Source organism: Microlunatus kandeliicorticis, from assembly GCF_014137855.1.
Taxonomy (GTDB): Bacteria; Actinomycetota; Actinomycetes; order Propionibacteriales; family Propionibacteriaceae; genus Microlunatus; species Microlunatus kandeliicorticis.
This window is the reverse complement of record NZ_JACGWT010000001.1, coordinates 202,651-228,096: the sequence shown is the minus strand read 5'-3', so window position 1 is coordinate 228,096 and position 25,446 is coordinate 202,651. Positions and strand designations below refer to the sequence as shown.

General features: G+C 75.1%; 20 protein-coding genes. 7 read left to right on the top strand and 13 right to left on the bottom strand.

Annotated features, from left to right (window positions below):
* Window positions 1–27: 27 nt before the first annotated feature.
* Complete coding sequence (locus tag FHX74_RS01075) at window positions 28–675, top strand: hypothetical protein (protein ID WP_182558246.1); 648 nt, start codon at window positions 28–30, stop codon at window positions 673–675.
* Between the two features lie 14 nt (window positions 676–689).
* Here FHX74_RS01075 and FHX74_RS01070 read toward each other — a convergent pair whose 3' ends face one another.
* From FHX74_RS01070 to FHX74_RS01055, 4 genes are all read right to left on the bottom strand, one after another.
* Window positions 690–1,562, bottom strand: coding sequence for a DUF3626 domain-containing protein (locus FHX74_RS01070; protein WP_182558245.1), 873 nt, complete (start codon window positions 1,560–1,562; stop codon window positions 690–692).
* The gene (locus tag FHX74_RS01065) at window positions 1,559–2,899 is read right to left on the bottom strand and encodes an RNA polymerase sigma factor (RefSeq protein WP_182558244.1); all 1,341 of its coding nucleotides are present in this window, start codon (window positions 2,897–2,899) and stop codon (window positions 1,559–1,561) included. The genes FHX74_RS01070 and FHX74_RS01065 overlap by 4 nt, the downstream gene beginning before the upstream one ends.
* Window positions 2,900–2,915: 16 nt before the next feature.
* Window positions 2,916–3,410 carry a YciI family protein gene (locus FHX74_RS01060; RefSeq protein ID WP_182558243.1) on the bottom strand — a complete coding sequence of 165 codons (495 nt, stop codon included), beginning with the start codon at window positions 3,408–3,410 and terminating at the stop codon, window positions 2,916–2,918.
* Window positions 3,411–3,483: 73 nt separating this feature from the next.
* Window positions 3,484–4,161, bottom strand: a complete 678-nt coding sequence (locus FHX74_RS01055) for a pyridoxamine 5'-phosphate oxidase family protein (RefSeq protein ID WP_182558242.1) — start codon at window positions 4,159–4,161, stop codon at window positions 3,484–3,486.
* A 35-nt stretch (window positions 4,162–4,196) separates the two neighbouring features.
* Between FHX74_RS01055 and FHX74_RS01050 the strand changes: the two genes are divergently transcribed.
* A complete protein-coding gene (locus tag FHX74_RS01050; protein WP_182558241.1) occupies window positions 4,197–5,522 on the top strand; it encodes an aminotransferase class I/II-fold pyridoxal phosphate-dependent enzyme in 1,326 nt (441 codons plus the stop codon).
* A gap of 25 nt (window positions 5,523–5,547) precedes the next feature.
* On the opposite strand, the gene FHX74_RS01045 is transcribed toward FHX74_RS01050, so the two are convergent.
* Both FHX74_RS01045 and sigK read right to left on the bottom strand, forming a co-directional pair.
* Complete coding sequence (locus tag FHX74_RS01045; protein WP_182558240.1) at window positions 5,548–6,465, bottom strand: anti-sigma factor; 918 nt, start codon at window positions 6,463–6,465, stop codon at window positions 5,548–5,550.
* Window positions 6,458–7,159: an ECF RNA polymerase sigma factor SigK gene (gene sigK / locus FHX74_RS01040; RefSeq protein ID WP_328823554.1), complete on the bottom strand. Its 702-nt coding sequence runs from the start codon at window positions 7,157–7,159 to the stop codon at window positions 6,458–6,460. Before sigK ends, FHX74_RS01045 begins: the two co-directional genes overlap by 8 nt.
* Window positions 7,160–7,428: 269 nt before the next feature.
* Here sigK and FHX74_RS01035 point away from each other — a divergent pair, with 269 nt between their 5' ends.
* Window positions 7,429–9,141 carry a hypothetical protein gene (locus tag FHX74_RS01035; RefSeq protein WP_182558239.1) on the top strand — a complete coding sequence of 571 codons (1,713 nt, stop codon included), beginning with the start codon at window positions 7,429–7,431 and terminating at the stop codon, window positions 9,139–9,141.
* A 76-nt stretch (window positions 9,142–9,217) separates the two neighbouring features.
* Here FHX74_RS01035 and FHX74_RS01030 read toward each other — a convergent pair whose 3' ends face one another.
* Complete coding sequence (locus tag FHX74_RS01030) at window positions 9,218–11,239, bottom strand: metallophosphoesterase (protein ID WP_182558238.1); 2,022 nt, start codon at window positions 11,237–11,239, stop codon at window positions 9,218–9,220.
* Between the two features lie 201 nt (window positions 11,240–11,440).
* Between FHX74_RS01030 and FHX74_RS01025 the strand changes: the two genes are divergently transcribed.
* From FHX74_RS01025 to FHX74_RS01015, 3 genes are all read left to right on the top strand, one after another.
* Window positions 11,441–12,160, top strand: a complete 720-nt coding sequence (locus FHX74_RS01025; protein WP_182558237.1) for a response regulator transcription factor — start codon at window positions 11,441–11,443, stop codon at window positions 12,158–12,160.
* Window positions 12,157–12,885, top strand: a complete 729-nt coding sequence (locus FHX74_RS01020) for a DUF1345 domain-containing protein (RefSeq protein ID WP_182558236.1) — start codon at window positions 12,157–12,159, stop codon at window positions 12,883–12,885. Before FHX74_RS01025 ends, FHX74_RS01020 begins: the two co-directional genes overlap by 4 nt.
* A 110-nt stretch (window positions 12,886–12,995) precedes the next feature.
* Window positions 12,996–13,832, top strand: a complete 837-nt coding sequence (locus FHX74_RS01015; protein WP_182558235.1) for an undecaprenyl-diphosphate phosphatase — start codon at window positions 12,996–12,998, stop codon at window positions 13,830–13,832.
* Between the two features lie 12 nt (window positions 13,833–13,844).
* Here FHX74_RS01015 and helR read toward each other — a convergent pair whose 3' ends face one another.
* The 3 genes from helR to FHX74_RS01000 form a co-directional block, all read right to left on the bottom strand.
* A complete protein-coding gene (gene helR, locus FHX74_RS01010) occupies window positions 13,845–16,181 on the bottom strand; it encodes an RNA polymerase recycling motor ATPase HelR (RefSeq protein ID WP_328823553.1) in 2,337 nt (778 codons plus the stop codon).
* 150 nt (window positions 16,182–16,331) lie between these two features.
* Window positions 16,332–17,447: a phosphotransferase gene (locus FHX74_RS01005; protein WP_182558234.1), complete on the bottom strand. Its 1,116-nt coding sequence runs from the start codon at window positions 17,445–17,447 to the stop codon at window positions 16,332–16,334.
* A gap of 64 nt (window positions 17,448–17,511) precedes the next feature.
* Window positions 17,512–18,048: a GNAT family N-acetyltransferase gene (locus tag FHX74_RS01000; RefSeq protein WP_182558233.1), complete on the bottom strand. Its 537-nt coding sequence runs from the start codon at window positions 18,046–18,048 to the stop codon at window positions 17,512–17,514.
* Window positions 18,049–18,339: 291 nt separating this feature from the next.
* On the opposite strand from FHX74_RS01000, the gene FHX74_RS00995 reads away from it, so the two are divergent.
* Window positions 18,340–19,428 carry a LacI family DNA-binding transcriptional regulator gene (locus FHX74_RS00995; RefSeq protein WP_182558232.1) on the top strand — a complete coding sequence of 363 codons (1,089 nt, stop codon included), beginning with the start codon at window positions 18,340–18,342 and terminating at the stop codon, window positions 19,426–19,428.
* A gap of 23 nt (window positions 19,429–19,451) precedes the next feature.
* Here the strand turns inward: FHX74_RS00995 and FHX74_RS00990 are convergent, their stop codons facing one another.
* The 3 genes from FHX74_RS00990 to FHX74_RS00980 form a co-directional block, all read right to left on the bottom strand.
* A complete protein-coding gene (locus FHX74_RS00990) occupies window positions 19,452–19,718 on the bottom strand; it encodes a GlsB/YeaQ/YmgE family stress response membrane protein (protein WP_182558231.1) in 267 nt (88 codons plus the stop codon).
* A gap of 189 nt (window positions 19,719–19,907) precedes the next feature.
* Entirely contained in the window at window positions 19,908–22,442 is a 2,535-nt protein-coding gene (locus FHX74_RS00985; RefSeq protein ID WP_182558230.1) for an alkaline phosphatase family protein, read from the bottom strand.
* A 101-nt stretch (window positions 22,443–22,543) separates the two neighbouring features.
* Window positions 22,544–25,135: an ATP-binding protein gene (locus FHX74_RS00980; protein ID WP_182558229.1), complete on the bottom strand. Its 2,592-nt coding sequence runs from the start codon at window positions 25,133–25,135 to the stop codon at window positions 22,544–22,546.
* Window positions 25,136–25,446: the final 311 nt, after the last annotated feature.

Here is a 25,446-nt window from a genome sequence, read left to right as displayed (position 1 = left end):
CCGATCAGCACGACGACAGGAACGACGATGACCGACCACCCGACCGGCCCGACCGGCCCGACCGGCTCGACGCCGCAGCCCGAACCAGACCGAAGAGACCTCCGGGCGGGCGACCCGCCGCCGGGCGGCGACCGCACCGCCCGGCCCGGCCGCCGGCGCGCGGTGGTCGTCGGCACGCTGTTCGCGGTCGCCGCGGTGGCCGGCGGCGGCACCTACGCGGCGGTGCACGCGGACGGCACCGCGGCCGCCTCGGTCACCGGCGGCGGCCCGGGCGGTGTCGGGAGCGGGTTCGGCGGGCAGGGCGGCTCCGGCGGGCGGGACGGGGCCGGACGCCCGGCGCAGGGCACGATCAGCGCGCTCACCGCCGGCACGCTGACCGTGAGGACGACCAGCGGCACGACCACCTACACGGTCACCGCCGACACCACGGTGCAGAAGGACGGCGCCACGGCTGCCCTCTCCGACCTGTCCACCGGCGAGACCGTCGTCGTGCTGACCGGCGCTCCCGGTGCGGCCGGTGGAGCCGGCGGCACCGGCACCAGCGGGCTGGTCGCCGACCGGATCCTGGCCGGCACCTCGGCGACGCAGCGACCGACCGGATCGCAGCAGCCGGGCGGGACGAGCCAGGGCCGGCCCGGTGGGACCCAGCAGGACGCGCCCGCCGTCGACGGCTGATCCCGGTCGGACCGTCAGTCCGCCGGGTCGCCGAACCGGGCGACGCAGTGCCAGAGCCGCTTGACGGTCTGCAGGTCGTGACCGGCACGGGCGGCCCGGCCGAGCACGTCGGCGTCGATAACCCCGTCCACGGCCACCGCCCGCCCGAGCGCGACGACGTCGGGCCCCCGGTAGACGGCGTGGGCGGCGAGCACCGCGACGCGGAGCCGGAAGCCCTGGTGCCAGGCGAGCGAGACGCCGAGCGCTCGGGCCTGCTGCTCCACCCGGGTGCCCCGGTGGGCCGGGTCGAGCACGAGCGCCTCGACGTCGCGGGCGATCCGGAGCCCGCCGTGCAGCTGGGCCTCGACGTAGTCGTCGAGCCGGTCGCGCCGGTCGGCGTCCGCCAGCCCGACCAGCCCGGCCTGCGCCCGGGTGCCGAACGCGGTCGGCGCGAAGGTGCTGTCCGGATAGCAGAAGGTGCAGCGGTCGAGCGCGTCGGCGGTCAGCCGCAGGTGCGCCGACCCGAACCGGATCGACCCGCCCTCGGCCCGCCCGCGGTGGTCGAGCGAGCCGTAGACGGGCCGCTCCGAGGCGGGTGCCCGGTCGTAGGCGCCGCCGAAGATCCGCTGCTCCCACCGCCACCGGTCGCCGCCGGGGTGGGCGGTCAGCCCGCCGTTGCTGATCATGGTCTCGAACTGGCTGCGGTAGATCCCGTCGCGCACCAGCCGCTCGATCACCGTCCCGCCGCCGGGCACCGCGCGGTCGGGGTGGAAGTGCACGGTGACCCGCCAGCGCGGGTCGAGCGGTGGTCCGTCCGGCGTGACGGCCGCGGCGACGTGCGCGAGGGCGGCCCGCGCCGCCGCCCCGAGCTCGGTCGGCGCCGATCCCGGGCCGGCCGCGTGGGTCACCGCGGCTCGCTGTCGTCGTCCGGGCCGAGCGCCGCGGCCCGGCCGACCAAGTAGCGCTGCTCGACCCGGTTGGTGGCCCGCGCGGCGGCCTCGCGGTAGTGCGCCCTCGCCTCGTCGAGCCGTCCCGCCCGCTCCAGCAGCTGGGCCCGGACCGCCCACCAGCGGTGGGTCTGCCGCAGCTGGTCGTGGACGCGCCCGCGCTCCTGATCACCGCGGCCGTCCCGGGCGCGATCATGGTCGGGCTGCCCGGGATGATCATGGTCGGCGGCCCCGTCCATGATCATCAGTCCGGCCTCGGGGCCGTCCGCCTCGGCCACCGCGACCGCGCGGTTGAGCCGGACCACCGGGTTCCGGGTCACCTGCTCGAGCAGCCCGTAGAGGGTGGCGATCCGGGTCCAGTCCACCGCGTCGGCGTGAGGGGCGCGTGCGTGCTCGGCGGCGATCGCGGCCTGCAGCTGGTACTCCCCCACCGCGCCCTCCACCAGCGCCGCGTCCAGCAGCCGCAGCCCGTCCGCGATCATGGTCACGTCCCAGCGCCGCCGGTCCTGGTCGGCGAGCGGGACCAGCGTGCCGTCGGCCGTCGTCCGGGCGTCGCGCCGGGCGTGGGCCAGCAGCAGCAGGGCCAGCAGTCCGGCGGTCTCGGCGTCCGCGGGCCGACGGTCGTGGACCGTCCGGGTCAGTCGGACCGCCTCGTCGGCCAGCGCGCGCCGCTGGAGCTGGTCGCTGGCCGTGGCCGCGTACCCCTCGTTGAACATCAGGTAGAGCACCTGCCGGACGCTGCGCAGCCGGCGGCGTTCCTCCGCCGGGTCGGGCGGGACGAACCTGGCCCCGGCCGCGCGGATCTGCTGCTTGGCCCGGCTGATGCGGGTGGCGACGGTGTTCTCCGGGACCAGGAAGGCGGCCGCGATCGCGGCGGTGCCGAGCCCGCCGACCGCGCGCAGGGTCAGGGCGACCGCCGACCCGGGGCTGAGGACCGGGTGACAGCACAGGAACAGCAGCTGGAGCGAGTCGTCCTCGTCGTCGGAGCCGTCCTGCGCGTCGGTCGCCGGCGCCAGCCGTTCCCGGTCCCGGGCCACCGCCTGCTCGCGAGCGCGGCGGCTCTGCTCCGAACGCACCTGGTCGACGAACCGGCGCTCCGCGGTGCGCAGCAGCCAGCCGCGCGGCCGGTCCGGGACGCCCTCGGCGGGCCAGTGCCGGGCGGCCGCGATCATCGCCTCCTGGACGGCATCCTCGGCGGAGGCGAAGTCACCGACCCGGCGGGCCAGCCGAGCCAGCACGTGCGGAGCCTCGGCCCGCAGCACCGCCTCGACCTCCCGGTCCGCCCCGGCCCGCTCCACCGGCCCTGCCCCGTCCTCAGCCCTCGGCAGAGTCGTCGGCAGAGTCGTCGGCAGAGTCGTGAGCCGGGCCGTCGGCGGTACGCAGGTAGGCCTCCATCCCGGTGACGTCCCCGGGGGTGTCGTCCATCACCCGACGCAGCTGGATCGGCTGCGCGGTCGGGCGCCCGCCACGGCCGGGCACCGCCGAGACGAGCGCGGCGATCTCGACGGCGCGTTCCTCGCTATCGACCTCGACCAGCTGGAAGCCGGCCAGCCACTCCTTGAACTCGGCGAACGGACCGTCGCTGACCACCGGGGCCCGGTCCGGGTCGTCGGGGTCGACGGTGACGATCTTGGCCAGGTCGGGTCCGGTGAGGATCGAGCCGCCGACCAGCTCGCCGGTGCGGCGCAGCTCGGCGTCGAGCGCGGCGTAGTAGTCGAGGTGCGCCTGGATCTCCTCCGGGCGCCACTGGTCCATCGGCACCTCCTCCGCTCCGGCGGCGAAGGTGACCCCGATCAGGTAGGTGGGCATGTCGGCTCCTCGTGTCGTCGTCCATCCTGCGGCACGCGCTCGGGCGGTGCACGCCAGCCGGACGGAGCCGACCTCAGCGGCTCGACACGCCCCCACCGGGCCGGCTCCACCCGCGGACGTGGGCGGGCACCTCGATGCCGGCGGCGAGGTCGGGCGCGGGCTCGGGACGGCCGGGTGCCGGTCCGCTGACCGGCAGCACGCCGGCCCAGAACGGCAGCCCGAGGTCCTCGGCGTCGTCGCCCGGCGGACCGGAGCGGGTCTTGACCGAGGACTGGGCCAGCGACACCGAGAGCACGGTGGTCGCCGCGAGCTCGCGGCGGGACGGGCCGCGGACGTGGTCGGAACGCCCCGGCACCACCGCGTCGACCAGCGCCCGGAGTGCCTGCTGCTTGGCCCCCTCGCCAACCACCTCGACGGCGCGGCCGATCACCACCACCGACCGGTAGTTGATCGAGTGGTGGAACGCGGACCGGGCCAGCACCAGCCCGTCGACCAGGGTCACCGTGACGCAGACGTCGAGACCGCCGGTGCGGGCGGCGCGGAGCGCGCGGGCGCCGGTCGACCCGTGGAGCAGCAGCTCCTCCCCCACCCGGGCGTGCAGCTGCGGCAGCACCACCGGCGTGCCGTCGACCACGAACCCGACGTGACACAGCAGCGCCTCGTCGAGCACCGCGTGCACGGCCTCCCGGTCGTAGCCGACCCGCTCGCGGAGCCGGGTCGGGGTGGTCGCCGCGGTGACCTGGTAGTCCACCGGAGCTCCTCACTTTGTAATGATACATTGCGTCTATGGACGCAGTACGATATCGCCCGCGCGGTGGCACGGTCAAAGAGCTGGTGGCCGACCTCGAGCAGGCGATCGCCGCCGGGACGCTGCCGCCCGAGGCACCGTTGCCGCCGATCCGGGCGCTGGCCGACGACCTCGGGGTCGCTCCGGGGACGGTGGCCGGCGCCTACGCCACCCTCCGCGACCGCGGCCTGCTCGAGACCCGCGGGCGGGCCGGGACGTTCGTCCGCTACCGCCCGGCCGGAGCCACCCGGGTGCTCGACGACGCACCGCCCGGTGCGGTCGACCTGGCCGGCGGACAGCCCGACCCGCAGCTGCTGCCTGATCTGTCCGCCCTGGCCGGCGACGTCTTCGGCGCCGGGCTGGTGGCGGCCGCCCCGACCGGCGGCGTGCTGCCCGAGGTGGCCGCCGAGGCGCGGCGCCGGCTCGACGGCGACGGGGTGCCCGCCGGGCCGGTGGCGTTGACCCACGGCGGGCTCGACGGCCTCGGCCGGGTGCTGCGGACCCGGCTGCGTCCCGGGGACGCGGTCGCGGTCGAGGACCCGGGCTGGCCCAACGCGCTGGCACTGGCCGCCGGGCTCGGGCTGCGGACGGTCCCGGTGGCCGTCGACGACGCCGGGCCGCGACCCGACGCGCTCGACCGGGCGCTGGCCGGCGGTGCCACCGCGGTGGTGGTCACCGACCGGGCGCAGAACCCGACCGGCGCCCGGCTCGACGCCGACCGCGCGGCCGAGCTGCGCGCCGTGCTCACCCGGCACCCGGACACGCTGCTGGTCGAGGACGACCACGCCGCCGAGCTGGCCGGCACCCCGCTGCACGCGCTGGCCGGCGCCACCCGGTGGTGGGCCTTCGTTCGTTCCGCCTCGAAGCCGTACGGGCCGGACCTGCGGGCCGCGGTGGTCACCGGCGACGAGGAGACGATGACCCGGGTCGAGGACGGGCTCCGGGTCGGTCCGGGCTGGGTCAGCACCGTGCTGCAGCGGCTGCTGCTCGGCTGCTGGCAGTCGGCGGACGTCGCCGCCCAGGTCGGTCGGGCGGCCGCGGCCTACGACCTCCGGCGCTCCACGCTGGTCCAGGCGCTGACCGGCGCCGGTCTGGACGCCGTCGGCGGCACCGGGCTCAACGTCTGGGTCCGGGTGCCCGACGAGGCGGCGGTGACCGCCCGGCTGCTGACCGCCGGGTGGGCGGTGGCCCCGGGCACCCGGTTCCGGCTCCGCGCCGCCCCCGGGATCCGGATCACGGTCAGCCACCTCGACCCCGGTGCGGTGCCGCGGCTGGCCGCCGACCTGGCCGACGCGCTGACGCCCGGGCGCGGGTTCACCGCCTGACCAGCAGGAGCCGGCCGGGCGGGGCTCAGATCGGCGCGACCGCGACGGGCGGCCCGGAAGGGGTCAGCGCTCCGCCGGCGTGCTCGACGGTGACCGCGAGCGCGGTGGCGTCGCGGACGTCCCCGCTGACCAGGATCCGCTGGCCCGACCCGCCGCCGAAGGTCCGGTCGGGCAGGAACGTCGCGTCCTGGCCCGAGCCGAGCCCGGTCCAGAGCTGGTAGGTGCGCCCGGCACCGGGGTCGGCCAGCTGGGCGGTGATCACCAGCGCGGCGTTCCGGCTCCGCGAGACCAGGAAGGTCAGGGTGCTGCCGTCCGGCATTCGCCGGTTGACCACCCGGGCGTCCGGGGCGGCGAGGATCTCCGACTCCTGCCGGTCCGCGGCCGCACGCGTCGAGGCGTCCGCGCCCGGGACCGCCTGCGCCGCCCGCTGGTCGGCCCGCTGCTGCAGCTCGCCGTGCACCGCGACCCCGCCGAACCCGGCGACCACCGCGACCGCGGCGGCCAGCCCGATCGCCGCCCGCAGCGGCAGCGTCCGTCGGCCGGGTCGACGACCGGCCCGGCGGCGGCTCTGGTCGCGCGGGTCGGCGCCGACGGCGATGGCCTCGGCGGCCTCGACCTCACGGCGCTCCCCCAGCCCGCCGATCGCCCGCGGCGTCGGCGGCAGCTGCCGGACGGTGGTGATGGCCTCGAGCACCGCGACCCGGACCGCGGCCGGTGCCGGGCTCGCGGTCAGCCGCGCCAGCTCGGCGGTGGTCTCGGTGAACCCGACGGCCTCCTGGCGGCACCAGCGGCACTCGGCGAGGTGCGCGTCGAGGTCGGCGAGCTCCCACGGCTCGAGCGCGTCGGTGGCCAGCGCGCCGAGACCGACGTGCGCTTCCTCCGGCTCGGGTCCGGGCGAGGGCACCGAGCGGCGCGGACGGGGCCCGAAGAGACGGCTAGCCATGGTCGATCCCGAGCGTGTCGCGGAGCCGGATCAGTCCGTCCCGGATCCTGGTCTTGACGGTGCCGAGCGGCACCTGGAGCAGCTCGGCGGCCTGGACGTGGGTGTAGCCGCCGAAGTAGGTAAGGGTGACGGCCTCGCGCTGCACCGGGGTCAGCCCTTCGAGCGCACTGCGGACCCGCTGCCGGTCGAGGCTCTGCTCGACCTCGCCCCAGACCTGGTCGAAGGCCCGCGGTTCGGTCTCGCGGGCGTACCGGTCGTCGCGCGCCGTGTCGCTGGTCACCGTCCGCACCCGGTCGACGGCCCGGCGGTGCGCCATCGTGGTCATCCAGGCCAGCACGGAGCCGCGGCTGCGGTCGTACCGACCGGCCTGGCGCCAGACCTCCACGTAGAACTCCTGGGTGACCTCGGTGGCGTGGTCGACCGCGCGGAGCACGCGGAGGATCACGCCGTACATGCGGGCGTTGGTGACGTCGTACAGCTCGGCGAACGCCTGCTCGTCGCCGCGGGCGCTGGCCGCGAGCAACGTGGTGAGCCGTACGTTGAGCTCCGGCCCCGACGTCGCCGCACCGGCGGCGGACGCCGCGACGGCCGGGTCCGTCGCACTGCGACCCGGGTCGGCGCCGCGACCGGCGCCGTCGGGGACCGCGTGCAACGGCATCAGCCGGCCCTGGTCGCGGAGGCCGGGACCGGACACGTCGGGTGGTCGGTCACGTGGGCTCCTCGCGTGGTGGCCGGGCTGTCACCCGGTGGTCGGTCCTGCTGGTCACTGGACACCGGCGATTCGCAGCCCACCCGGCCGCGGATTGTCCCGAGCCCGGGATCCGCGGCGGATTCTCAGCCGGCCACCCCCGTCCGGAATGGTCCGACGGGCGGCTGGGGAGCGGCTGAGGGCTGGTGAGCCGCGCCTGTGGTGTCCGCCCGCGCGTTCCCGGCCGGCCACCGGGTCGACCTACGGTGCCCGCCGTGGCGACCGGGGTGGTGAGCACCGAGACAGGGGTGCGGGCGCGGGTGCGGGCAGGAGGGCAGGCAGGGCTGTCCGGCAAGGTCGGCGGCCGACGGCTGCGCGACCGTCGACCGCGGCCGGACCCGGCCCCGGTGGTGGTCGGCGCGCTGGCCGCCGCGGTCCGGCTCGCCCTGCTGCTCCGCGGCACCGGGCTGTACGGCTACGGCAACTACGACGACGGCGTCCACTTCGCGGCCGCGCTGGCCCTGGTCGACGGGCGGTTGCCGTACCGCGACTTCCTGCTGCTGCACCCGCCGGGGATCCTGTTGGTGCTGAGCCCGTTCGCCGCGTTGAGCCGGTGGGTCAGGGAGCCCGCCGCGTTCGCGGTGGCGCGGATCGCCTGGTGCCTACTCGGCGGCGTCAACGCGGCCCTGGTGGTCGCCGTCCTCCGGCGCCGGTCCCGGCCGGCCGCCTGGGTGGCCGGACTGTTCTACGCCGGCTACTGGCCCGCGGTGTTCGACGAGCACCTGACCCTGCTCGAGACCCCGCAGGCGCTGGTCCAGCTGCTCGCGGTGCTGGTGCTGGTGCGCGCGCTCGGACGCACGCATCCGGCCGCGCGGGCTGCGGACGGGACGGCGGACAGGACGACGGACGAGACGACAGGCGGGGCGGGAGCGCGGCCGACCGACCGCTGGGTGCCCTGGTTGCTGGCCGGCGTGCTGGTCGGCGCCTCCCCGTGTCTCAAGATCTGGGGCGCGGCCTCGGTGCTGGTGCTGGCCGGCTGGGTGCTCGCCGTCCGCGGCGCCCGCCGGGCGCTGCTCGTCGTGGCCGGTGCCGCCGCCACCGCGGTGGCGGTCTGTCTGCCGTTCTGGCTGGCCGCGCCGGGCCCGATGTGGCGCGAGGTGGTGCTCGACCAGCTGGGCCGGCAGCACTCGTCGCTCCCGCCGACCACCCGGGTCGCGGCGATCGTCGGGCTGCAGAACTACGGGATCGACCACCCCGGACTGCTGCTCTCCGTGCTGCCCGGCCTGGCGCTGCTGCTGGTGGTGGTGCTGGCCGCGACCGACCGGGGTGCCCGCCCGCTGGTCGCCCTGTTCGCGGTCGAGGCCGGCGCCCTGCTGCTGACCCCGACCTGGTACCAGCACTACCCGGCCTTCGCCGCCGGACCGCTGGCGCTGGTCGTCGGCTCGGCCTTCGCCGTGGTCCTCGACCGCTGGCACCGGCGCTCGGCGGACCGGGCACGGCTCCGGCGCGCCGGCACCGCCGGGCTGGCGCTGGTCACCGTGGCCGCCCTGGCCGCGGTCGCCGTCCCGAGCCTGACCACCCGGATCGGCCTCCGGTTCCCGCACCGGACGCTCGCGGTGGCCGCCCGGACCCGGGGTTGCGTCACCAGCGACGACCCGATCAACCTCATCGAGCTCGACGTCGTCGGCCGCAACATCGCCCGCCGCTGTCGGGTGGTGGTCGACCTCGGCGGCTTCATCTACGACGAGCGGGTGCACGGCCACGAGGTCCCGCGGGCCGACAGCCCGGCGTTCCAGACCGCCGCCCTGGCCTACCTCGGCTCGGGCGCCACCACGGTGCTCAGCCGGCTGCAGGGCCCGGACTACCTCGCCTTCACCGAGGCCAGCCTGCGCCGGATCCGCTCCTGGCCGCTGCTCGCCGTGCACGCCGACAGCACCCACGGCGACACCACCGTCCGGGCGCCGGGACGGGTGGCGTCGGCCCGCTGAACCCGGCGCCGACGCCCGGGGACGCGAACACCCCGCAGGGTGGAGCCTGCGGGGTGCGCGGTGGAGGGAGAGCCGATCAGGCCAGGTGCCGGATCCGGCCGTGGCCGGCGGTCCGCTCCAGGGTCAGCACGTCGATCTCGGTGTAGGGCTCGTTGGTGCCCGGCAGGGCGTCGGCGAGCGTCCGGATGGTGAAGGTCGTGGTCCTGCCGGTGGCCGCCGGGACCACGTCGACCGCGATGAACGCGTAGTCGTCGTAGCGCACCTGCGACCAGTCGATCTGCTCCGGCACCTGGGTGCCCTGGGCGTACCCGGAGGCGGTGCTGGAGACCTCGGCGGCCCAGTAGTAGCTGTTGACGACGTTCTCGGTGTTGTTCTCCGCGGTGTTCCTGCCCCCGGCCGGCTGGTAGCCGCGGTAGCGCTGGCCCTCGGGCAGCAGCTGCGGGCCGGACGGGGTGACCCCGGCGGGCGCGGGCGCCGCGGTGCCGGGCGCCGGCCGGAACTGGTAGCGCGGGCGGCCGCCGCTGCCCACGGTCAGGTAGGTGACGCCGTCCTTGGCCGGGTGCAGGGTCGAGCCGTCCGGCGCCGAGCGGGTCTTCTTGCCGTACCGGATCGGGTCGGTGCGCTCGAGGATGTGGTTGTGGCCCTGCACCACGAGGTCGACCTGGTACTTGCTGAACAGCGGGTCGAGCGCCTCGCGCAGCCCGCCGTCGGAGGCGTGCTGGTTGGTGGTCGAGTAGGCGCAGTGGTGGAAGAACGCCACCACGAAGTCGATCCCGGGTGCCAGGTCGGGGTCGGTGCGCCAGCTGTGCAGGGTCCGGGTCAGCCAGGTCAGCTGCGCCCCGTCGGAGTAGCCCTTGTTGGTCTGGATCTCGTTCGACAGGTCGTTCGCGTCGACCGAGATCACCGCGACGTTGCCGTAGACGAACTGGTAGACCGACGGGCAGGACCGCGGGCCGTTCTTCGGCAGGTCGAGCCGGGCCGCGTGGCCGCCGTACCCGTGGGTCGCGGTGTCGCCGCCGAGCGCCTGGGTGTTGCCGTAGAGCGGCTCCATGTCGTGGTTGCCGGTGGCGAACATCCACGGGCTGAAGGCGGCCTGCGACTCGATCTGGTTGAGGAAGACGTCCCAGACGTAGGGGTTGTAGAGGTTCGTGCCCGGCTTGGTGGTGCCGGTCAGGGCGCCGGTGTCGTCGGCGGGCAGCCCGCTACCGCTCGGGTCGGCGTAGCAGATGTCGCCGGCCAGCAGGGTGAACACCGGGCGCTGGCTGGCCATCAGGTTGGTCAGCGTCGCGGCCGGCCGCTGGTCGGTGCCGGTCGGGCCGGCCACCGGGTCGGAGTCCTTGTAGTAGTTGTTGTCGAAGGTGCCCCGGGTCCAGGTCCCGCCCGCGGTCCGCACCGTGTCGGGGTCGTTGCCCCAGGCATAGCGCGGGTCGGTCGGCGCGTTGTTGGTGCCGACGTCGGCGAACGCGGTGAAGGTGAACGGCGCCGCGACCTGGCGGTGCCCCGACCCGTGACCGTTGCGGTGCTTCGGCGCGGTGGTGAAGTAGGCGTCGCCGCTGCGGGTGCCGTCGGAGAGCCGCAGCCGGTAGTGGTAGACGGTGTCGGCGTGCAGGCCCTCGGCCCGTGCCTTGACGTAGAACTGGCTGCCCACCGGCCCGCCGGGGATGGTGTACATCCCGGTCAGGTGGACGATCTCGGCCTCGATCCGGGTGCCGTAACGCCCGACCTCGCTGCCGATCTCGAGGAACGCGCGGAGCCGCCGGGGCAGCGTCCCGGTCCGGCTCACCAGCTGGGCGGTGACGGCCATCGCGTTCTCGGGCCGGCCGTGCCGGTCCTGGACGAACGAGAGGTGGCGTCCCGCGATCACCACCCCCGCGGTCCCGGCGACCCCGCCGCCGGCGGCGAAGGCGGTCTGCGCGAGCCCGAACTGGGCCGCCGCGATCCCGCCGGCGCCGGCCATCACGCCCCTGAGCACGGAGCGGCGGGTGACCTGCTGACGGGCCAGACCGGTGGCGTTCCAGTCGGCGTACTCGTCGACGGTCATCGGGTGGTTCGACGGGCGTGTCAGGCCGCTGCGGCCTGCGGTGGAGCTCTGGTTCATGGTCACGATCCGCCAGTCTGGGCCGCCGGACGTACTGGTGGAACCGGGTGCCGGGGCAACGGCAGGTGAACGTTTGGTGACCTATGCTTCAGCCATTTCTCAGCTTGGATTCAGGTCCAGGACCGCGATCGGGGGAGGCGGGCACCGTCACCATCGGGAATACTGAGAGCCCCGGCAGCGTGGCAGTGAGGAGTGCTGAGCGTGAAGGTGCTGGTCGTCGAGGACGAGAAGCTGCTCGGCACATCGATCAAGGCGGGGTTGACCGCCGAGGGCTTCGTCGTGGACTGGGTCCGGGACGGCCTGAGCGGTCTCTGGTCGGCCACCGAGAACACCTACGACGTGATCGTGCTCGACATCATGTTGCCGCGACTCAACGGCTACAAGGTGCTCGAGACGCTCCGCGAGCGCGAGGTCTGGACGCCGGTGCTGATGCTGACCGCCAAGGACGGCGAGTACGACCAGACCGACGCCTTCGAGCTGGGCGCCGACGACTACCTGATCAAGCCGTTCCACCTGATCGTGCTGGCTGCGCACCTGCGCGCCCTGGTCCGGCGCGGCGCGCCGCGCCGGCCGGCCACCCTGACCGTGGGGACGCTGACCCTCGACCCGGCCCGTCGCAGCGTCAAGCGCGGGGACGCCGAGATCACCCTCACCGCCCGCGAGTTCGGGCTGCTGCACTACCTGATGCGCAACCCCGGCGACGTGGTCAGCAAGGCCGAGATCCTCGACAACGTCTGGGACCCGGCCTACGAGGGCGGCGAGAACGTCGTCGAGGTCTACGTCGGCTACCTGCGGCGCAAGATCGACGCCCCCTTCGGTGTCGCCACCCTGCAGAACGTCCGCGGCATGGGCTACCGGCTGGTGCCGGACGAGCCGGCCGCCGCGGTCACCTCGGACGCGGGCGCGGGCCAGGGCGGGTGAGCCCGGCCCCACCGGCGGCGCGGGTGCCGTGGCTGGCCCCGGACGCGCGCCGGGCCTGGGTGGCCCTGCTGGCCACCGTGCCGGCCTCGCTGGTCGCCGGGTTCGTGATCGGCTTCGTGCTGGCCCGCACCGACCGGCTCGACCTGGTGGACCGGGTGCAGTTCGACCTCTTCCTCGGCCTGATGGCGCTGTTCTTCCTGCTCTACGCCGTGCTCACCTGGTGGGTGTTCCACCGCCGTGACCGCGCCGAGCTGGAACACCTGGTGCCGGCCACCACGCCGCGCGCCCGGTGGGCCCGGGTCTCGCTGGTGCTCAGCGGCGGCGGCTCGACCAGCTGGTCCTCCACCGCCGCGCTGTTCGCGCTCGGGGTCGTGGTCTACGTCGCCTTCACCCCGGCGATCCGCACCACGACCTCCACGCTGCTGGTCTGCGTCGCGCTGGTGGTGACCGGCTGGGCGGTGGTGGCGATCAGCTTCGCGGTGCACTACCTGCGCAGCGACGTCAGCCTCGGCGGCCTGGAGTTCCCCGGGGACGAACCGCCGGTGTTCGGCGACTACCTCTATCTGGCGCTGCAGATCAGCACCACCCACTCCAGCTCGGACGTCAGCGTGACCACCCGGCGGATGCGGCGCCAGGTGACCCGGCAGACCTTGATCGCCTTCGTCTTCAACTCGGTGATCATCGCGCTGCTGGTCAGCGCGCTGCTGCTCGCCTCCCCCGCCTGAACCCCGGCCCGGCCGGTGTGGACCGGATCACAGGCCGCTGAGAGCGCCCGGCCCGGCGGCCCACCTCGTGAAAGACTCCTCCGGACTCCGACGGACCAGCGAAAGACACCATGAACCTGCTGCAAGCGATCCTGCTCGGCATCGTGGAGGGGATCACCGAGTTCCTCCCCGTGTCGAGCACCGGCCACCTGACCATCGTCGAGAAGCTGCTCGGGCTCCGCGTCGACGATCCGGGGGTGACCGCGTTCACCGCGATCATCCAGGTGGGCGCGATCATCGCCAGCATCATCTACTTCCGGTCCGACATCGTCCGGCTGGCGCTGGCCTGGTTCCGCGGTCTGCGGTCGGCCGAGGCGCGCACCGACCCGGACTACCGGCTCGCCTGGTACGTGATCGTCGGTTCGATCCCGATCGGCATCGTCGGGTTCGCCGGCCGACACCTGATCTCCGGGCCGCTCCGCAGCCTGTGGGTGGTCGCCGGGGCACTGGTGGTCTGGAGCGTGGTGATGATCGTCGCCGAGCGGCTCGGCAAGCAGAACCGCGGCGAGGGCGAGCTCCGGCTGGTCGACGCGATCGTCATCGGCGTGGTCCAGTGCATCGCCCTGGTCCCGGGCGTCTCCCGCTCCGGCGCGACGATCAGCGCCGGCCTGCTCCGCGGCCTCGACCGGGTCGCCGCCACCCGGGTCTCCTTCTTCCTGGCCATTCCGGCGCTGATCGCGGCCGGTGCCTACGAGGCGGCGACCAGCGCCGACCAGATCTCGGCCTCGGTGGGCTGGCTGCCGACCATCGTGGCCACCGTGGTCAGCCTGATCACCGCCTACGTCGCGATCGCCTGGCTGCTCCGGTTCGTGGCCAAGCACCCGATCACCGTCTTCGTGGCCTACCGGGTGCTGGTCGCCATCGTGGTCGCGGTGCTGATCGGCACCGGCGTGATCACCGCAGTCTGAGCCCGCGCGGGCTCAGCCCGCCGGGCTGAGCACCACCAGCTCGCGGGTGGCCCGGGTCATCGCCACGTAGCGGTCCACCGCGGCGGTGATCACCGGCACCGGGACGCCGTCGGCCGGGGCCGGCTCGTCGACCAGCACCACCAGGTCGAACTCCAGCCCCTTGACCTGCTCGGGCGGGAGCACCCGCACGCGGGCGTTCGCCTCGTCGTCGCGGTCGGCCGTGCCGGTGCGGAGTCCCGCGACCGCTTGCGCGACCGCCTGCTCGACCGCGGGACGTCGGCCGGGGTCGGTGATCACACAGACGGTCCCCTCGGCGTGGCCGGCCAGCCACTCCCCGACCAGCGCGGGCAGCCGGTCGAGCATGTCGCGGAGCACCCCCCGCCCGCTGCGCCGCACCGAGCGCGGCACGTTGGCCTCCGGGAACACCGCGGTGATCACCGGGGTCGCGGCCTCCATGATCTCGGCCGGCGTCCGGTAGTTGAGCGTCAGCTCGGCCTGCCGGAGCGCACCGAAGCCGACCCGACCGAGCCGCTCCGCCCAGGTCTCGAGGAACCCGGCCCGGGCCTGCGCGCGGTCCCCGACCACGGTGAAGCTCCGCGACGGGCAGCGGCGCAGCAGCACCTGCCACTCGGCGTCGGTGAGCTCCTGCGCCTCGTCGACCACCACGTGGGCGAACGGCCCGGCCAGCCGGTCCGGGGCGAGTCCCGGCAGCGACGCCTCGTCGACCAGCGCGTCGGCGAAGATCTCCTGCCGGAGCATGATCATCAGCCCGGTGTCGTCGGTGCGGACCAGGTCGTCGACCACCTCGTACATCCGTTCCCGCTCGGCGTCGGCGAGGGCTTGCCGCCGGCGACGCTGCAGCGCGGCGTCGCGGTCGCCCAGCCGCTGCCGGGCGGCGTCGAGCAGCGGCAGGTCCGCAGCGGTCCAGGCCTGCGGTTCCGGACGCTGGAGCCGGGCGACCTCGTCGTCGCTCAGCCAGGGAGCACAGCGCCGCAGGTAGGCCGGCACCGACCAGAGGTCGCCGACCAGGTCGGCCGGGTCGACCAGCGTCCAGGACCGCCGGAGCAGCTCGGCCAGCTCGCCGTCGGCCCGCAGCACCCGGCCCAGCTCGGCGACCGTCGGTAGCTCGTCGTCGAGGTCGTCGAGGTCCTCGCCAGGGTCGTCGTCAGAGTCGTCGTCGGGGTCGGCGAAGGCGTCGTCCGGGTCGGCACGCGGCCAGCGGCCACGGCCGGGGTCGAGCCGGTCGAGCGCGCCGACGGCGAGCGCGTCCCAGATCTGGTCGTGGGCCAGGTTGTGCGGCGTCCCGGGGTCGACCGCGGCGAACGCCTCCGCCCAGTCGGACCGGCCGATGCTCACCTCGCCCCAGTCGGTGTCCACCACGACCCGCTGCCGGGGCGGGTCCTCGTACAGCCGGACCGCCGGCTCGATCGCCTCGACCATCCGCGCCCCGGCCTTGAGCCGCGCCACCACCGGATCGGACTCGGCGAGCGCGGTCGCCCCCTCCGGCACCAGGTCGGCGAGCGTGCAGGTCTGGACGCCGTCCTCACCCAGGCTGGGCAGCACGTCGGCGACGTAGGCCAGATAGGGCCGGTGCGGACCGACGACGAGCACCCCGCCGCGCCGGCCGGACAGCCGCGGGTCGGCGTAGAGCAGGTAGGCGGCGCGGTGCAGGGCCACCACCGTCTTCCCGGTGCCGGGTCCGCCGTCGACCACCAGCGCACCGTGCGAGTCGGCCCGGATGATCGCGTCCTGGTCGGCGGCGATGGTGGCGAGCACGTCGCGCATCTGCGGCGACCGGCTGTCGGCGAGCCCGCGGAGGAAGGCGGAGTCGTCGTCGAGCGCGTACGGCCCGTCCGCCGCCTCGGGCGTGAACACCTCGTCCCAGTAGTCGACGATCCGCCCGGCCGACCAGCGGTAGCGGCGGCGGGCGACCAGCCCCTGCGGGTCGGCCGGTGTGGCGGCGAAGAACGGCTCGGCGGCGGGCGTCCGCCAGTCGATCAGCAGGCGCTCCCCGTCCGGGTCGGTCACCCCGATCCGACCGACGTAGAGCGGTCCGGCCGCAGGGTCGTCGGTGATCATCCGGCCGAGGCAGACGTCGAGCCCGAACCGGCGGAGCACCCGCAGGTCGGCGGTCAACCGGTGGATCTCGAGGTCGCGGTCCATCGCCGCACGCCCCGTCCCGCCCGGGGCGCGACGGAGCGCACCGAGCCGGTCGACCAGGTCGGCGACCTGGGCGTCGAGCGCGGCGGCGACGGCGCTCAGGTGGGCCTCGTCGGCGCCGATCAGGGCGTCGTCGGTCTTGGCGGCGAGACGGGCGGGCAGGTCGAACACGGTGGCCGCAGCGGGCACTGATCATCTCCGGGTGGTCGGGAACGGGTCCGGCCGGCGATTCTGCGCCCCTACCGGGGCCTTGCCACAAGCCCCCACCTCAGCTATACCTTGGAGATGCCGGGAGACGATCCCGGCTTTTTCGTGCCCTGGTGGAGGTCCGCCCCACGCCTAGCGGGTGTGCACCTCGGCGAACCGGCCGAGCTGCTCGGACTGTGCCGCCGACCAGGTGTGCCGGTGCGGCATCAGCGGGTTCACCGGCTCGCGGACGGCCCGCAGGTGCAGGAACGCGCCGAGCCCGGTGATCAGACCGACGGCCAGCTCGGGATCGGTCCCGGGCTCGCAACGGCAGAAGGCGTCCACGACGTCGATCGTCCCGCCGCACTCGACCGCCGCGCCCGAGCCGACCACGTCGGCCAGCAGGATCGCGACGTCGGCCCAGGGTGCGGCGAGCCCCGGGTGGGCCCAGTCGACGAAGGTCACGCCCTCGCGTCCCGCCCCACCGTGATCATCGCCGCGGTGATCATCCCGGCCGTGGTCATCGCCGCGGTGATCATCCGCGCCGTGATCATCGCCGCGGTGATCATCGCTGCCGTGATCGACCGCACCATGATCACCGGTGTGCGGATCGTCACCGGGACCGGTGACCAGGATGTTGTCGGCACGGAGGTCGATGTGACTCAGCACGCCGCTGCGGCCGTCCGCGCCGCCGTCGACCACCGCGGCCATCGCGGCCTCCCGGTCCCTCCACCGGAGCGCGAGCCGGTGCCAGTCGTCGTCCGGGTCCTCGGCGATCCGGCGCCACCCGGTCAGCAGCTCCGAGAGACCGGCCGACCCCGACCACGGGGTGGCGCGCAGACGCGTGCGCAGGTCGCACCAGGCGGTCAGCACCCGGTCGAGGTCGCGGCCCGACCAGGGGTGGGTGACGGGCTCGCCGGGGCGCGCCTCGAGCAGGTTGACCCACCAGCGGCCGCCGTCGGGCAGGTCGACCTGCTCGGCGCCGACCAGGGCGGGCACGGTCGGGTGCGCCGGCAGTGCGTCGGCGACCTCGGACTCGCGCCGGTACATCTGCGCGCCGACCGGGTTCTCGACCGCGTCGATCGCCTTAGCGAAGAACGATCCGCGCCGGCCGTGGAGGACCACGGCGAGCCCGGTGGCCATCCCGCCGGTGCGGTCCTCCGGCTCGGCGACCAGAGGTCCGGTCCGGGCCAGCAGCCGGTCCCGGAGCGCCGCCGGGACGGCCGACCACGGGGTCCGGACGCCGTGCAGGAAGGTTGCCGAGGGCATGGTCCACGATCAGCGACCGCCCGGGAGCCGGGCAACCGGATATCGCCCGGTGGTGGCGGTCGGCTCAGCCGAACGGCAGCGCGGCGCGTCCGGTCGGCGGGTCGGTGGCCAGCCGGGCGTGGGTCTCGACGTCGAACCGCAGGTCGCCGTACCGCAGCTTGGACCGCTCGATCCCCTCGGCGGGGTAGCCGGCCGCGACGGCGACCCGGCAGGACCCGGGGTTGTTGACCCGGTGCCCGAGCTCGAGCCGGAAGAGCCCGAGATCGGTGACCGCGAACTCGGAGACGGCGACCAGGCCGGCGCTGGCCAGCCCTCGGCCACGGTGCGGGGTGGCCACCCAGTAGTGCATCCAGCCGGTGTCGTGCTGGTGCTCGACGTGGCTGACCCCGACGTTGCCGACCGCCGTGCCGTCGACCACCACGGCGAAGTTCCAGGCCGTCGGGCCGTCGCTGATCAGCTGGTGGTGGAGCAGCCGCTGCGCCTCGGCCGAGCCGACCACGCCGCCGACGCCGAGCTGGTCGGCCACCTCCGGGCTCGACCGCAGGGCAGCCACCAGCGCCTCGGTGTCGCCCGGCTGCCAGGCCCTCAGGTGTGCGTCCACCCCGCCAGCACATCACACCCGCCCGGCGCCGTCCGGCCGTCGACCGCCGTCCCGATCCGGACGTCCGCGAGCCCACCGGTCAGCCGGCGCTCGGTTTGATACGTTTCAGCCACGTCACCGGCGACCGTCGCTCCCCGCTCCGCACGCGGACCGTGCGTCCCGGTGCGGTCCGGCCGCTCGAAACGATTCAGCGGGAGGTGGACGATGACCCCGCACCGCGCCCCGCGGCCGTTAGGCTCGGCCCCGACAGCGTCCGGGGGCCGACCGGCCCCGCGACCGACGGGAGCCCGGATGGCCCGCAGGCAGGCGAGCGTGAAGGACGTCGCCGCGCTCGCGGGCGTCTCGATGGGCACCGTCTCCAACGTCCTCAACTCTCCCGACAAGGTCTCCGAGCCGACCCGGCTGCGGGTCGAGGACGCCATCCGCAAGCTCGGCTGGTCGCGGAACGAGTCCGCCCGCCAGCTCCGCGCGGGCGTCAGCCACTCGATCGGGATGGTGGTGATGGACATCGCCAACCCGTTCTTCACCGACGTGATCAGCGGCGCCGAGCGGGCGGTCGAGGAGCGCGGGCTGTCGGTCCAGCTCGGCAACAGCGGCGGCCGGGTCGACCGCGAACGCGCCCAGCTGCGGCTGTTCGAGGAGCAGCGGGTCCGCGGCGTGCTGCTGGCCCCGATCGAGGGCGTCGCCGACTACCTGCTCCAGCTGCACCGGCGCGGGATCCCGGTGGTGATCGTCGACCGGGCCGGAGACGACCTCGACTGCTGCTCGGTCTCGGTCGACGACCTCGAGGGCGGCCGGCTCGCCGTCGACCACCTGGTCGGGACCGGGCACCGGCGGATCGCCTTCGTCGGCGGGCCGGGCTCGGTCAAGCAGGTCCGCGACCGGCGGCTGGGCGCCGAGCTCGCCGTCGGCGCCGTCCCGGACGCCGAGCTGGTCGTCGTCCCCACCACCCGGCTCGAGGTCGGGGCCGGGGTGGCCGCCGCCGAGCAGATCGCCGCGACGCCGGTCGCCGAGCGCCCGACCGCCGTGTTCGCGGCCAACGACCTGCTCGCCCTCGGCCTGCTGCAGGGGTTGATCACCTCCGGGCTGCGGGTGCCCGACGACGTGGCGATCGTCGGCTACGACGACATCAGCTTCGCCGAGGCGGCGGCGATCCCGCTGTCCTCGGTCCGGCAGCCGCGCGAGACCCTCGGCGAACGCGCGGCGGCGCTGCTGTTCAGCGAGATCGCCGACGACGAGGGCGAGCACCGGCACGAGCACGTCCGGTTCAGTCCCGAGCTGGTGGTCCGCCGGTCCAGCGCCGCCCCGGTCGGGACCCACCGGCGCGGAGGTCCCGAACGACGAACGGGCCCGACCGCACGCGGTCGAGCCCGTTCCTGAGTCCCGGGGGTCCGGGAGTCGCGTCAGGCGCGGCGGCTGCGGTTCCCGAAGCGGGTCCAGAGCAGCAGCACGATGATCGCGCCGATGATCGAACCGATGATGCCCGAGGGCGACAGCGGCGAGTTCGTCCGGAAGATCAGGTAGCCGAGGAAGCCACCCACGAACGAACCGATGACGCCCAGCAGGATCGTCATCGGGATGGACAGGTTCTGCTTGCCGGGGACGACCAGGCGAGCGACGGCACCGGCGATCAGGCCGATGACGATCAAGCTGATGATGAGACCGATCACGACGAACTCCTCTCGATGGAGGGCGTCCGGACCGGGTCGGTCGGATCGCCTGGACAAGAGATACACCACCGGTCACAGGAGACGTTCAGGGGCACACCGGTCACGATCCCCGGACCGACCCGGACCCCTCCCCGGGCGTCGGGTCCGGGTTCGGCGAGGTCGATCCCGACGACCCGGCCCGGCGACCGCTCAGGCGGTCGGGACCACCGCCCGGAGGCCGGTCAGCCGCAGCGTGACCGGGACGTCGGTGGCCTGGCTGGACAGATAGGTCCAGAAGCCGAGCGCACCGGCGGTCTGCAGCGCGGCGGTGCCGTCGGTGGCGGTCAGCCAGCCGGTCGGCTCGTTCGTGCCGTTCCAGACGTGGGCCCGCAGGGTCGCCGGGGCGGTGCCGGTGACGCGCAGCCGCAGGTGGACGACGGTGCCCGGCGCCCCGCTGACCCCGGACTGGACGGTCTCGCCGGTCAGCGCGGTCTCGTTGCCGGCGACCAGCCGGCTGAGGTTGAGCACCACCGCCCCCGAGGCGAGCAGTCGGACGCGGGCCCGGTACTCGGTGGTCGCCGCCGTCCGTCGGGCGCCCAGGGTGACGTAGAGCCCGTTGCCGGCCACCGCCTTGTCGGTGGCGAGGTCGAGGGTGACGTCCTGGTCGACCGCCGAGACCTGGCCGAGTGCCCCGGCGAGCTGGGTGCCCGGCCGGTCGAGCCGGACGGTCCCGACGCCGCCGCCGACGGCATAGGCCCCGGCGCTGCCGGTGGTCGTCCACGGTCCACCGACGTCCGCGCTGCCGAACCCGGCGCTGACCGAGCGGGCGAAGGTGTCGGCGGCCAGCACCGACGGGCTCGGCGCGACCGCGGTGGCCGTCGCGGTGGCCCGGTCGGTCGCCCCGGCGTCGTCGGTGACGGTCAGGCCGACCGGGTAGCTCCCGGCCGCCGGATAGGTGTGGGTGGCGGTCCGCCCGGTGGCGCCGGTGCCGTCGCCGAAGGTCCAGGCGTACCCCGTGAGCGTCCCGTCGGGGTCGCTCGACCCCGACGCGTCGACGGTGCAGGTCAGGGCGGTGCACGAGGTGGTGAAGACGGCGTGCGGCGGCTGGTTCGGGGGCGGCGGGGTCGGCGGGTTGGCGCTGCCGCTCGGCGTCGCGCTCAGCGAGGTGAGCCGGGCCGTCACCGGGGCGTTGGTCGCCGTGCTCGACAGATAGCTGTTCAGCCCGACCCCGCCCGCGGCCTGCAGCGCGGCCGTGGTGTCGGTGGCCGAGGCGAACCAGCCCGTCGGCTCGGGGGTCCCGGTGGCCCAGACCCGGGCACGCAGGGTGGTCGGGTTGGTGCCGACCGCCTCGGCCCGGACCGACAGGGTGCTCCCCGGCGACCAGGTCAGCCCGGGGACGATCCGCGGGGCGACGATCGTCGTCTCCGCCGGCACCGCGGCCCACAGGCCGAGGGCGACCGCCCCGGACGCCTGCATCAGCAGCCGGGCCCGGTACTGCACCCCGGGCGCGACCGACCGCGGCAGCACCGACAGGTAGACGCCGCTCCCGGTGGTGGCCCGGTCGAGCCCGACGGTGGTCAGCAGGTCGGTGTCGGTGCTGCGGACCGCACCGAGCCGGGCCTCCACCTGGCTCCCGCCGGACGCCATCCGCAGGGTCGCCGACCCGGGGCTGACCGCGTAGTTGGCGGTCGATCCGGTGGTCGACCAGGCGCCACCGACGTCGGCCGCCCCGAGCCCGCCGGTGACGGTGCGGGCGAAGGCGTCGGTGGCCAGGGTGCCGCTCGCCGGCGGCGGGGTGGTCTGTCCGGTCCAGACGTCGGTGATCGGGGTGGCGCTCGCCGCCGCCCCGAGCGGGGGCAGCCCGTAGGCGTCCTCGAGGGTCCGCAGCACCGCGTAGTGGTCGACGTACTCGTCGTAACTGCCCGGCACCACCGGCTGGCCGACCAGGAAGGTGGGGATCCGGTTGCCGTTGTGGCTGTCGTCCTCGTCGAAGGTGAACAGCAGCACGCTGTTGTGGGTGCGGGCCCACTGGACGTAGCCGTCGAGGTGGTCGTGCAGCCAGCCGTCGGCCTGGGCGACCGTGCCGTCGTGCATGTCGTGATCGAGGTTCGGGATCACGAACGAGACCGCCGGCAGGGTCGAGAAGTCGGTCGGGAACGCGCTCATCGGCTGCTGGGTGGCGGCGGGCAGCGACGGCCAGTCGGTCCAGGGAGCGTGCTTGCGGGCGTACTTCCCGCTGGCGCAGACCGTCGATCCGGCCGCCGGCAGGTCCTCGGAGTAGCCGACGAAGCCGAGCCCGGCGGACAGCAGCTGGTCCCCGAGGTTCCCGGTGCCGAAGCTGTGCGGGCAGCTGTCGTCGGTGACCCCCTGGGTCGACCCGGAGAACAGCGCCAGGTAGTTCGGCTGGCTCGGGTGGGTCAGCGCGTAGGACTGGGTGAAGTTCGCGCCCTGCCGGGCGAGCGCGTTGATGTAGGGCGCATCCGGGTTGCCGAGGATCTGGGCGGCCGACTCGTTCTCCTCCACCACGATCACGACGTGGTCCGGTCGCGGCACGGTGCCGGTGGCCGCCCGGGCCGGCGCGACCGGCCCGGCCGCGCCGACGACGGCCGTGCCGGCGAGGGCGAGCAGCAGCGCCACCAGCAGGGCGCGGGTCCGGCGGGCCCCGACGCGCGACGTCAGCGGGGTCGTCGTCCCGGTGGGTCGCACGGGAGGGGGCGTGGTGACGTTCGCGGGGGGTCTGGCCATGGTGCGCGTCCGATCGTGTCCGGCTCCCGGGCCGCGACGAGCGGGACGGGGTGCGGCCACGGTAGGCCGCTGCCGACCGGCTGTCCGGGGATGTCGGAAAGTCACGCCACCGGCGTCGTGGGGTCGGACGCCGGGTCGGACGCGGTGAGCGGCAGCGCGATGGTGAACCGCGAGCCGCCACCGGGCCGGGGGTGGACCGCGACCGTGCCGCCGAGCGCGCCGACCAGGGTGCGGACGATGTGGAGCCCGAGCCCGGCGCTCCGGGCGGGCCCGGCGGTTCCGACGGTCGTCTCGCCGCTGGTCTGCGCCTGCGAGGCGCGGACCACGGGGGCGAAGGCGTCGATCGCCGGGTCGAGCCCGGGCCCGCGGTCCCCGACCACGATCCGGGCCCAGCGCCCGCCCGGGTCGGCGGCCAGCACCAGCTCGATCGCGCTGCCCTCCGGCGAGTAGCGGACCGCGTTGTCGGTCAGGTGCCAGAGCGCCTGCCGGACGGCGTCGGGATCGCCCGTCACCACCAGACCCGGGGTGAGGTCGCGGTCGACCGGACGGCCGGAGACCGCGGCCAGATCGTCCGCCGCGGTCGCGATCAGCGGCTCGAGCGCGAACGGCGCGGCGACCGGCGCCGGCGCGCGCGACCCGCTCCGGCCGGCGTCGAGCAGCCGCTCCACCTGCACCACGGCCGCCCGGGCGGCCCCGGCGACCAGTCCGAGCACGCGTCGGCGTTCGTCCGGGTCGACCGGCACGAGCAGCCGCTGCAGCTCGCGTTCGACGGTGTCGAGGGCGGCCAGCAGCCGGCGCGCCGCACCCTCCAGCCGCCAGGCGTGCTCGCGGAGCCGGACCGCCGCCGCCGCGGCCTGCCCGAGCTCGCCGTCGCGCAGCCGCCCGCGGTCCCACTGCTCGGCCACCAGCTGGGCCAGCACCAGCAGCACCGGACGCACCGTCGGCGGCACGGTGACCGCCTCCCGGCCGATCCCGCACAGCGTCCCGACCACCTGCTGGTCGGCGGCGACGATCGGCACCCCGACGTAGGTCCGCAGGTCCATCGACCGCGCCACCGGGCTGTCCGGGAGGTCGTGCTGGGCGTCGGTGGTCGCCCAGATCCCGCGGTCGAGGGCACTCCGGCAGACCGAGTCGGGCCAGGAGACGACCTCCCCGGCGGTCAGCTCGATGGCCCCCCGCGCCTCGGCCTCCACCATCACCAGGTCGTCGGGTGGGGCGAGCTCGGAGATGTAGGTGGTGTCGAGCCCGGTCAGCTCGTGCACCAGGTCGAGCACCGCCGGGTCGACCCGTCGCCAGTCGCGCGGCTGCCCGGGCCGCGCGGACGCCGTCGGCGCCGGGGGGACGTCGACGCGCGGCTCGGCCGACGGCAGCACGACGCCGTCGGGGACGTGCCGGGCGCTGCCGGCGTCCTCGGACCCGGACTCGGCCCCCGACTCGGACTCGGACTCCCACTCGGACGCGGGCTCGGCCTGGTCGTCGGATGGGTCGATGGACGGCAGCCGGACGGTGAACCGGGACCCACCGGTCGGGCGCCGGGCGGCCGTCACCGTCCCGCCACTGGCCGTGACGAGCCGGCGGACGATGTGCAGCCCCAGCCCGGTGCCCTTGATCGCACCGACCCCGGCACCGCGGACGAACGGGGTGAACACGTCGACGTCGACCGGGACGCCGATCCCCTCGTCGTCGACGGTGACCTCGATCTCGCCCGGACCGGTCCCGACGTCGGTCCGGCGGCCGGCCAGGGTGATCGTGCCGCCGCCGGGTGAGTACTTGACCGCGTTCTCGGCGAGGTGCCAGACCAGCTGCCAGACGGCGTCGCGGTCGCCGAGCACCCACAGTCCCGGCTCGATCGCGGTGCGGAGCCGCTGGCCGGACGTCCGGACGCCGTCGAGCTGGCCGGCCAGCCGCTCGAGGAGCGCGGACAGGTCGAGCGGCGCCGAGGCGAGCTGGTCGGACAGCGGCCCCGCGTCCCCCCGTCGGGCGTCGGCGAGCAGCTGGGACGCCTGGTCGCGGGCGGTCGCCACCGCGCGGAGCACGGTCCGGACCGCCCGGTCGCGGTGCTCCGGGGTGAGGTCGTCCCAGTCGCCGACCAGCAGCTCGGTCCAGCCGTTGACCACCGCGAGCGGGGTCTTGAGCTTGTGCTCGTCCTCGGACAGCCGCAGCGACTGCTCGGTCGATCGGCTCTCCGCCTGCACCAGCCGCTCGAGCTGGTCGGCGTGGTCGCGGTCGACCCGCCACTGGTCGGCCACCAGCTGGGTCAACGCGGTCAGCGCGGTCCGCACCGCGTCCGGGACCTCACGGCTGGCCGGGTCGGCCGCACAGAGCACGGCCACCGGGGCCGCGTCCGGACCGGTGTCCGGGCCGTACACGGGGACCGCGACCAGTGAGCGCACCGGGGTCCGGGACCCGCCGAGCTCGCGCCCGACGTCGGCGGTGGCCCAGATGCCGGCGTCGACCGCCTGCTGCTCGAGCGACCCCTGCCACCGTCGTGCGTCCCCCGGTTCGAGGTCGGGCCGGGGACCGGGCTGGGCGTCGGCGGCGTGCCGGGTGCTCGCGACGAGCACCTCTCGCCGGTCCTGGCCGGCGTCCACGGCCACCAGGTAGGCGGTCGGGAACCCCGTCAGCCGGTGGACCATGTCGAGCACGGCCGTGCTCAGCAGCGGGCCGAGGGTGCGGTCCGACGAACCGTCCACCGCATCGGTGACGGCCTGCGCGTCGGACCGGGCGGGCCCGTCGGGGCCGGCGGCGGTTCCGGAGCCGCGTCGCGCACGGGGGGCAGGGTGCGTCCGCGGCTGGGATCGGGGGGTTCCCATCGCCCTCATCGTAAGCAACCCGGCGATCGCAGTCCCGGCGGACACGACCGGTCCGGCGGACGACGGACCCGACCGGTGCGGGCCGTACGAACGATTCAACAGCCCGGCTACCTATCGGCGCCCGACCCGCCAGATCACGGTTCCGCCACCCTGGGCGGGTGTGCCTTGACGTCCACCGGACGGCGCCCCTA

Excerpts from the sequence above, each read along its gene's own strand:
- FHX74_RS01075 (WP_182558246.1), top strand. The coding sequence starts at position 28 with ATGACCGACCACCCGACCGGCCCGACCGGCCCGACCGGCTCGACGCCG.
- FHX74_RS01060 (WP_182558243.1), bottom strand. The coding sequence starts at position 3,410 with ATGCCCACCTACCTGATCGGGGTCACCTTCGCCGCCGGAGCGGAGGAG.
- FHX74_RS01050 (WP_182558241.1), top strand. The coding sequence starts at position 4,197 with ATGGACGCAGTACGATATCGCCCGCGCGGTGGCACGGTCAAAGAGCTG.
- FHX74_RS01045 (WP_182558240.1), bottom strand. The coding sequence starts at position 6,465 with ATGGCTAGCCGTCTCTTCGGGCCCCGTCCGCGCCGCTCGGTGCCCTCG.
- FHX74_RS01030 (WP_182558238.1), bottom strand. The coding sequence starts at position 11,239 with ATGAACCAGAGCTCCACCGCAGGCCGCAGCGGCCTGACACGCCCGTCG.
- FHX74_RS01015 (WP_182558235.1), top strand. The coding sequence starts at position 12,996 with ATGAACCTGCTGCAAGCGATCCTGCTCGGCATCGTGGAGGGGATCACC.
- FHX74_RS01005 (WP_182558234.1), bottom strand. The coding sequence starts at position 17,447 with ATGCCCTCGGCAACCTTCCTGCACGGCGTCCGGACCCCGTGGTCGGCC.
- FHX74_RS00995 (WP_182558232.1), top strand. The coding sequence starts at position 18,340 with ATGGCCCGCAGGCAGGCGAGCGTGAAGGACGTCGCCGCGCTCGCGGGC.
- FHX74_RS00985 (WP_182558230.1), bottom strand. The coding sequence starts at position 22,442 with ATGGCCAGACCCCCCGCGAACGTCACCACGCCCCCTCCCGTGCGACCC.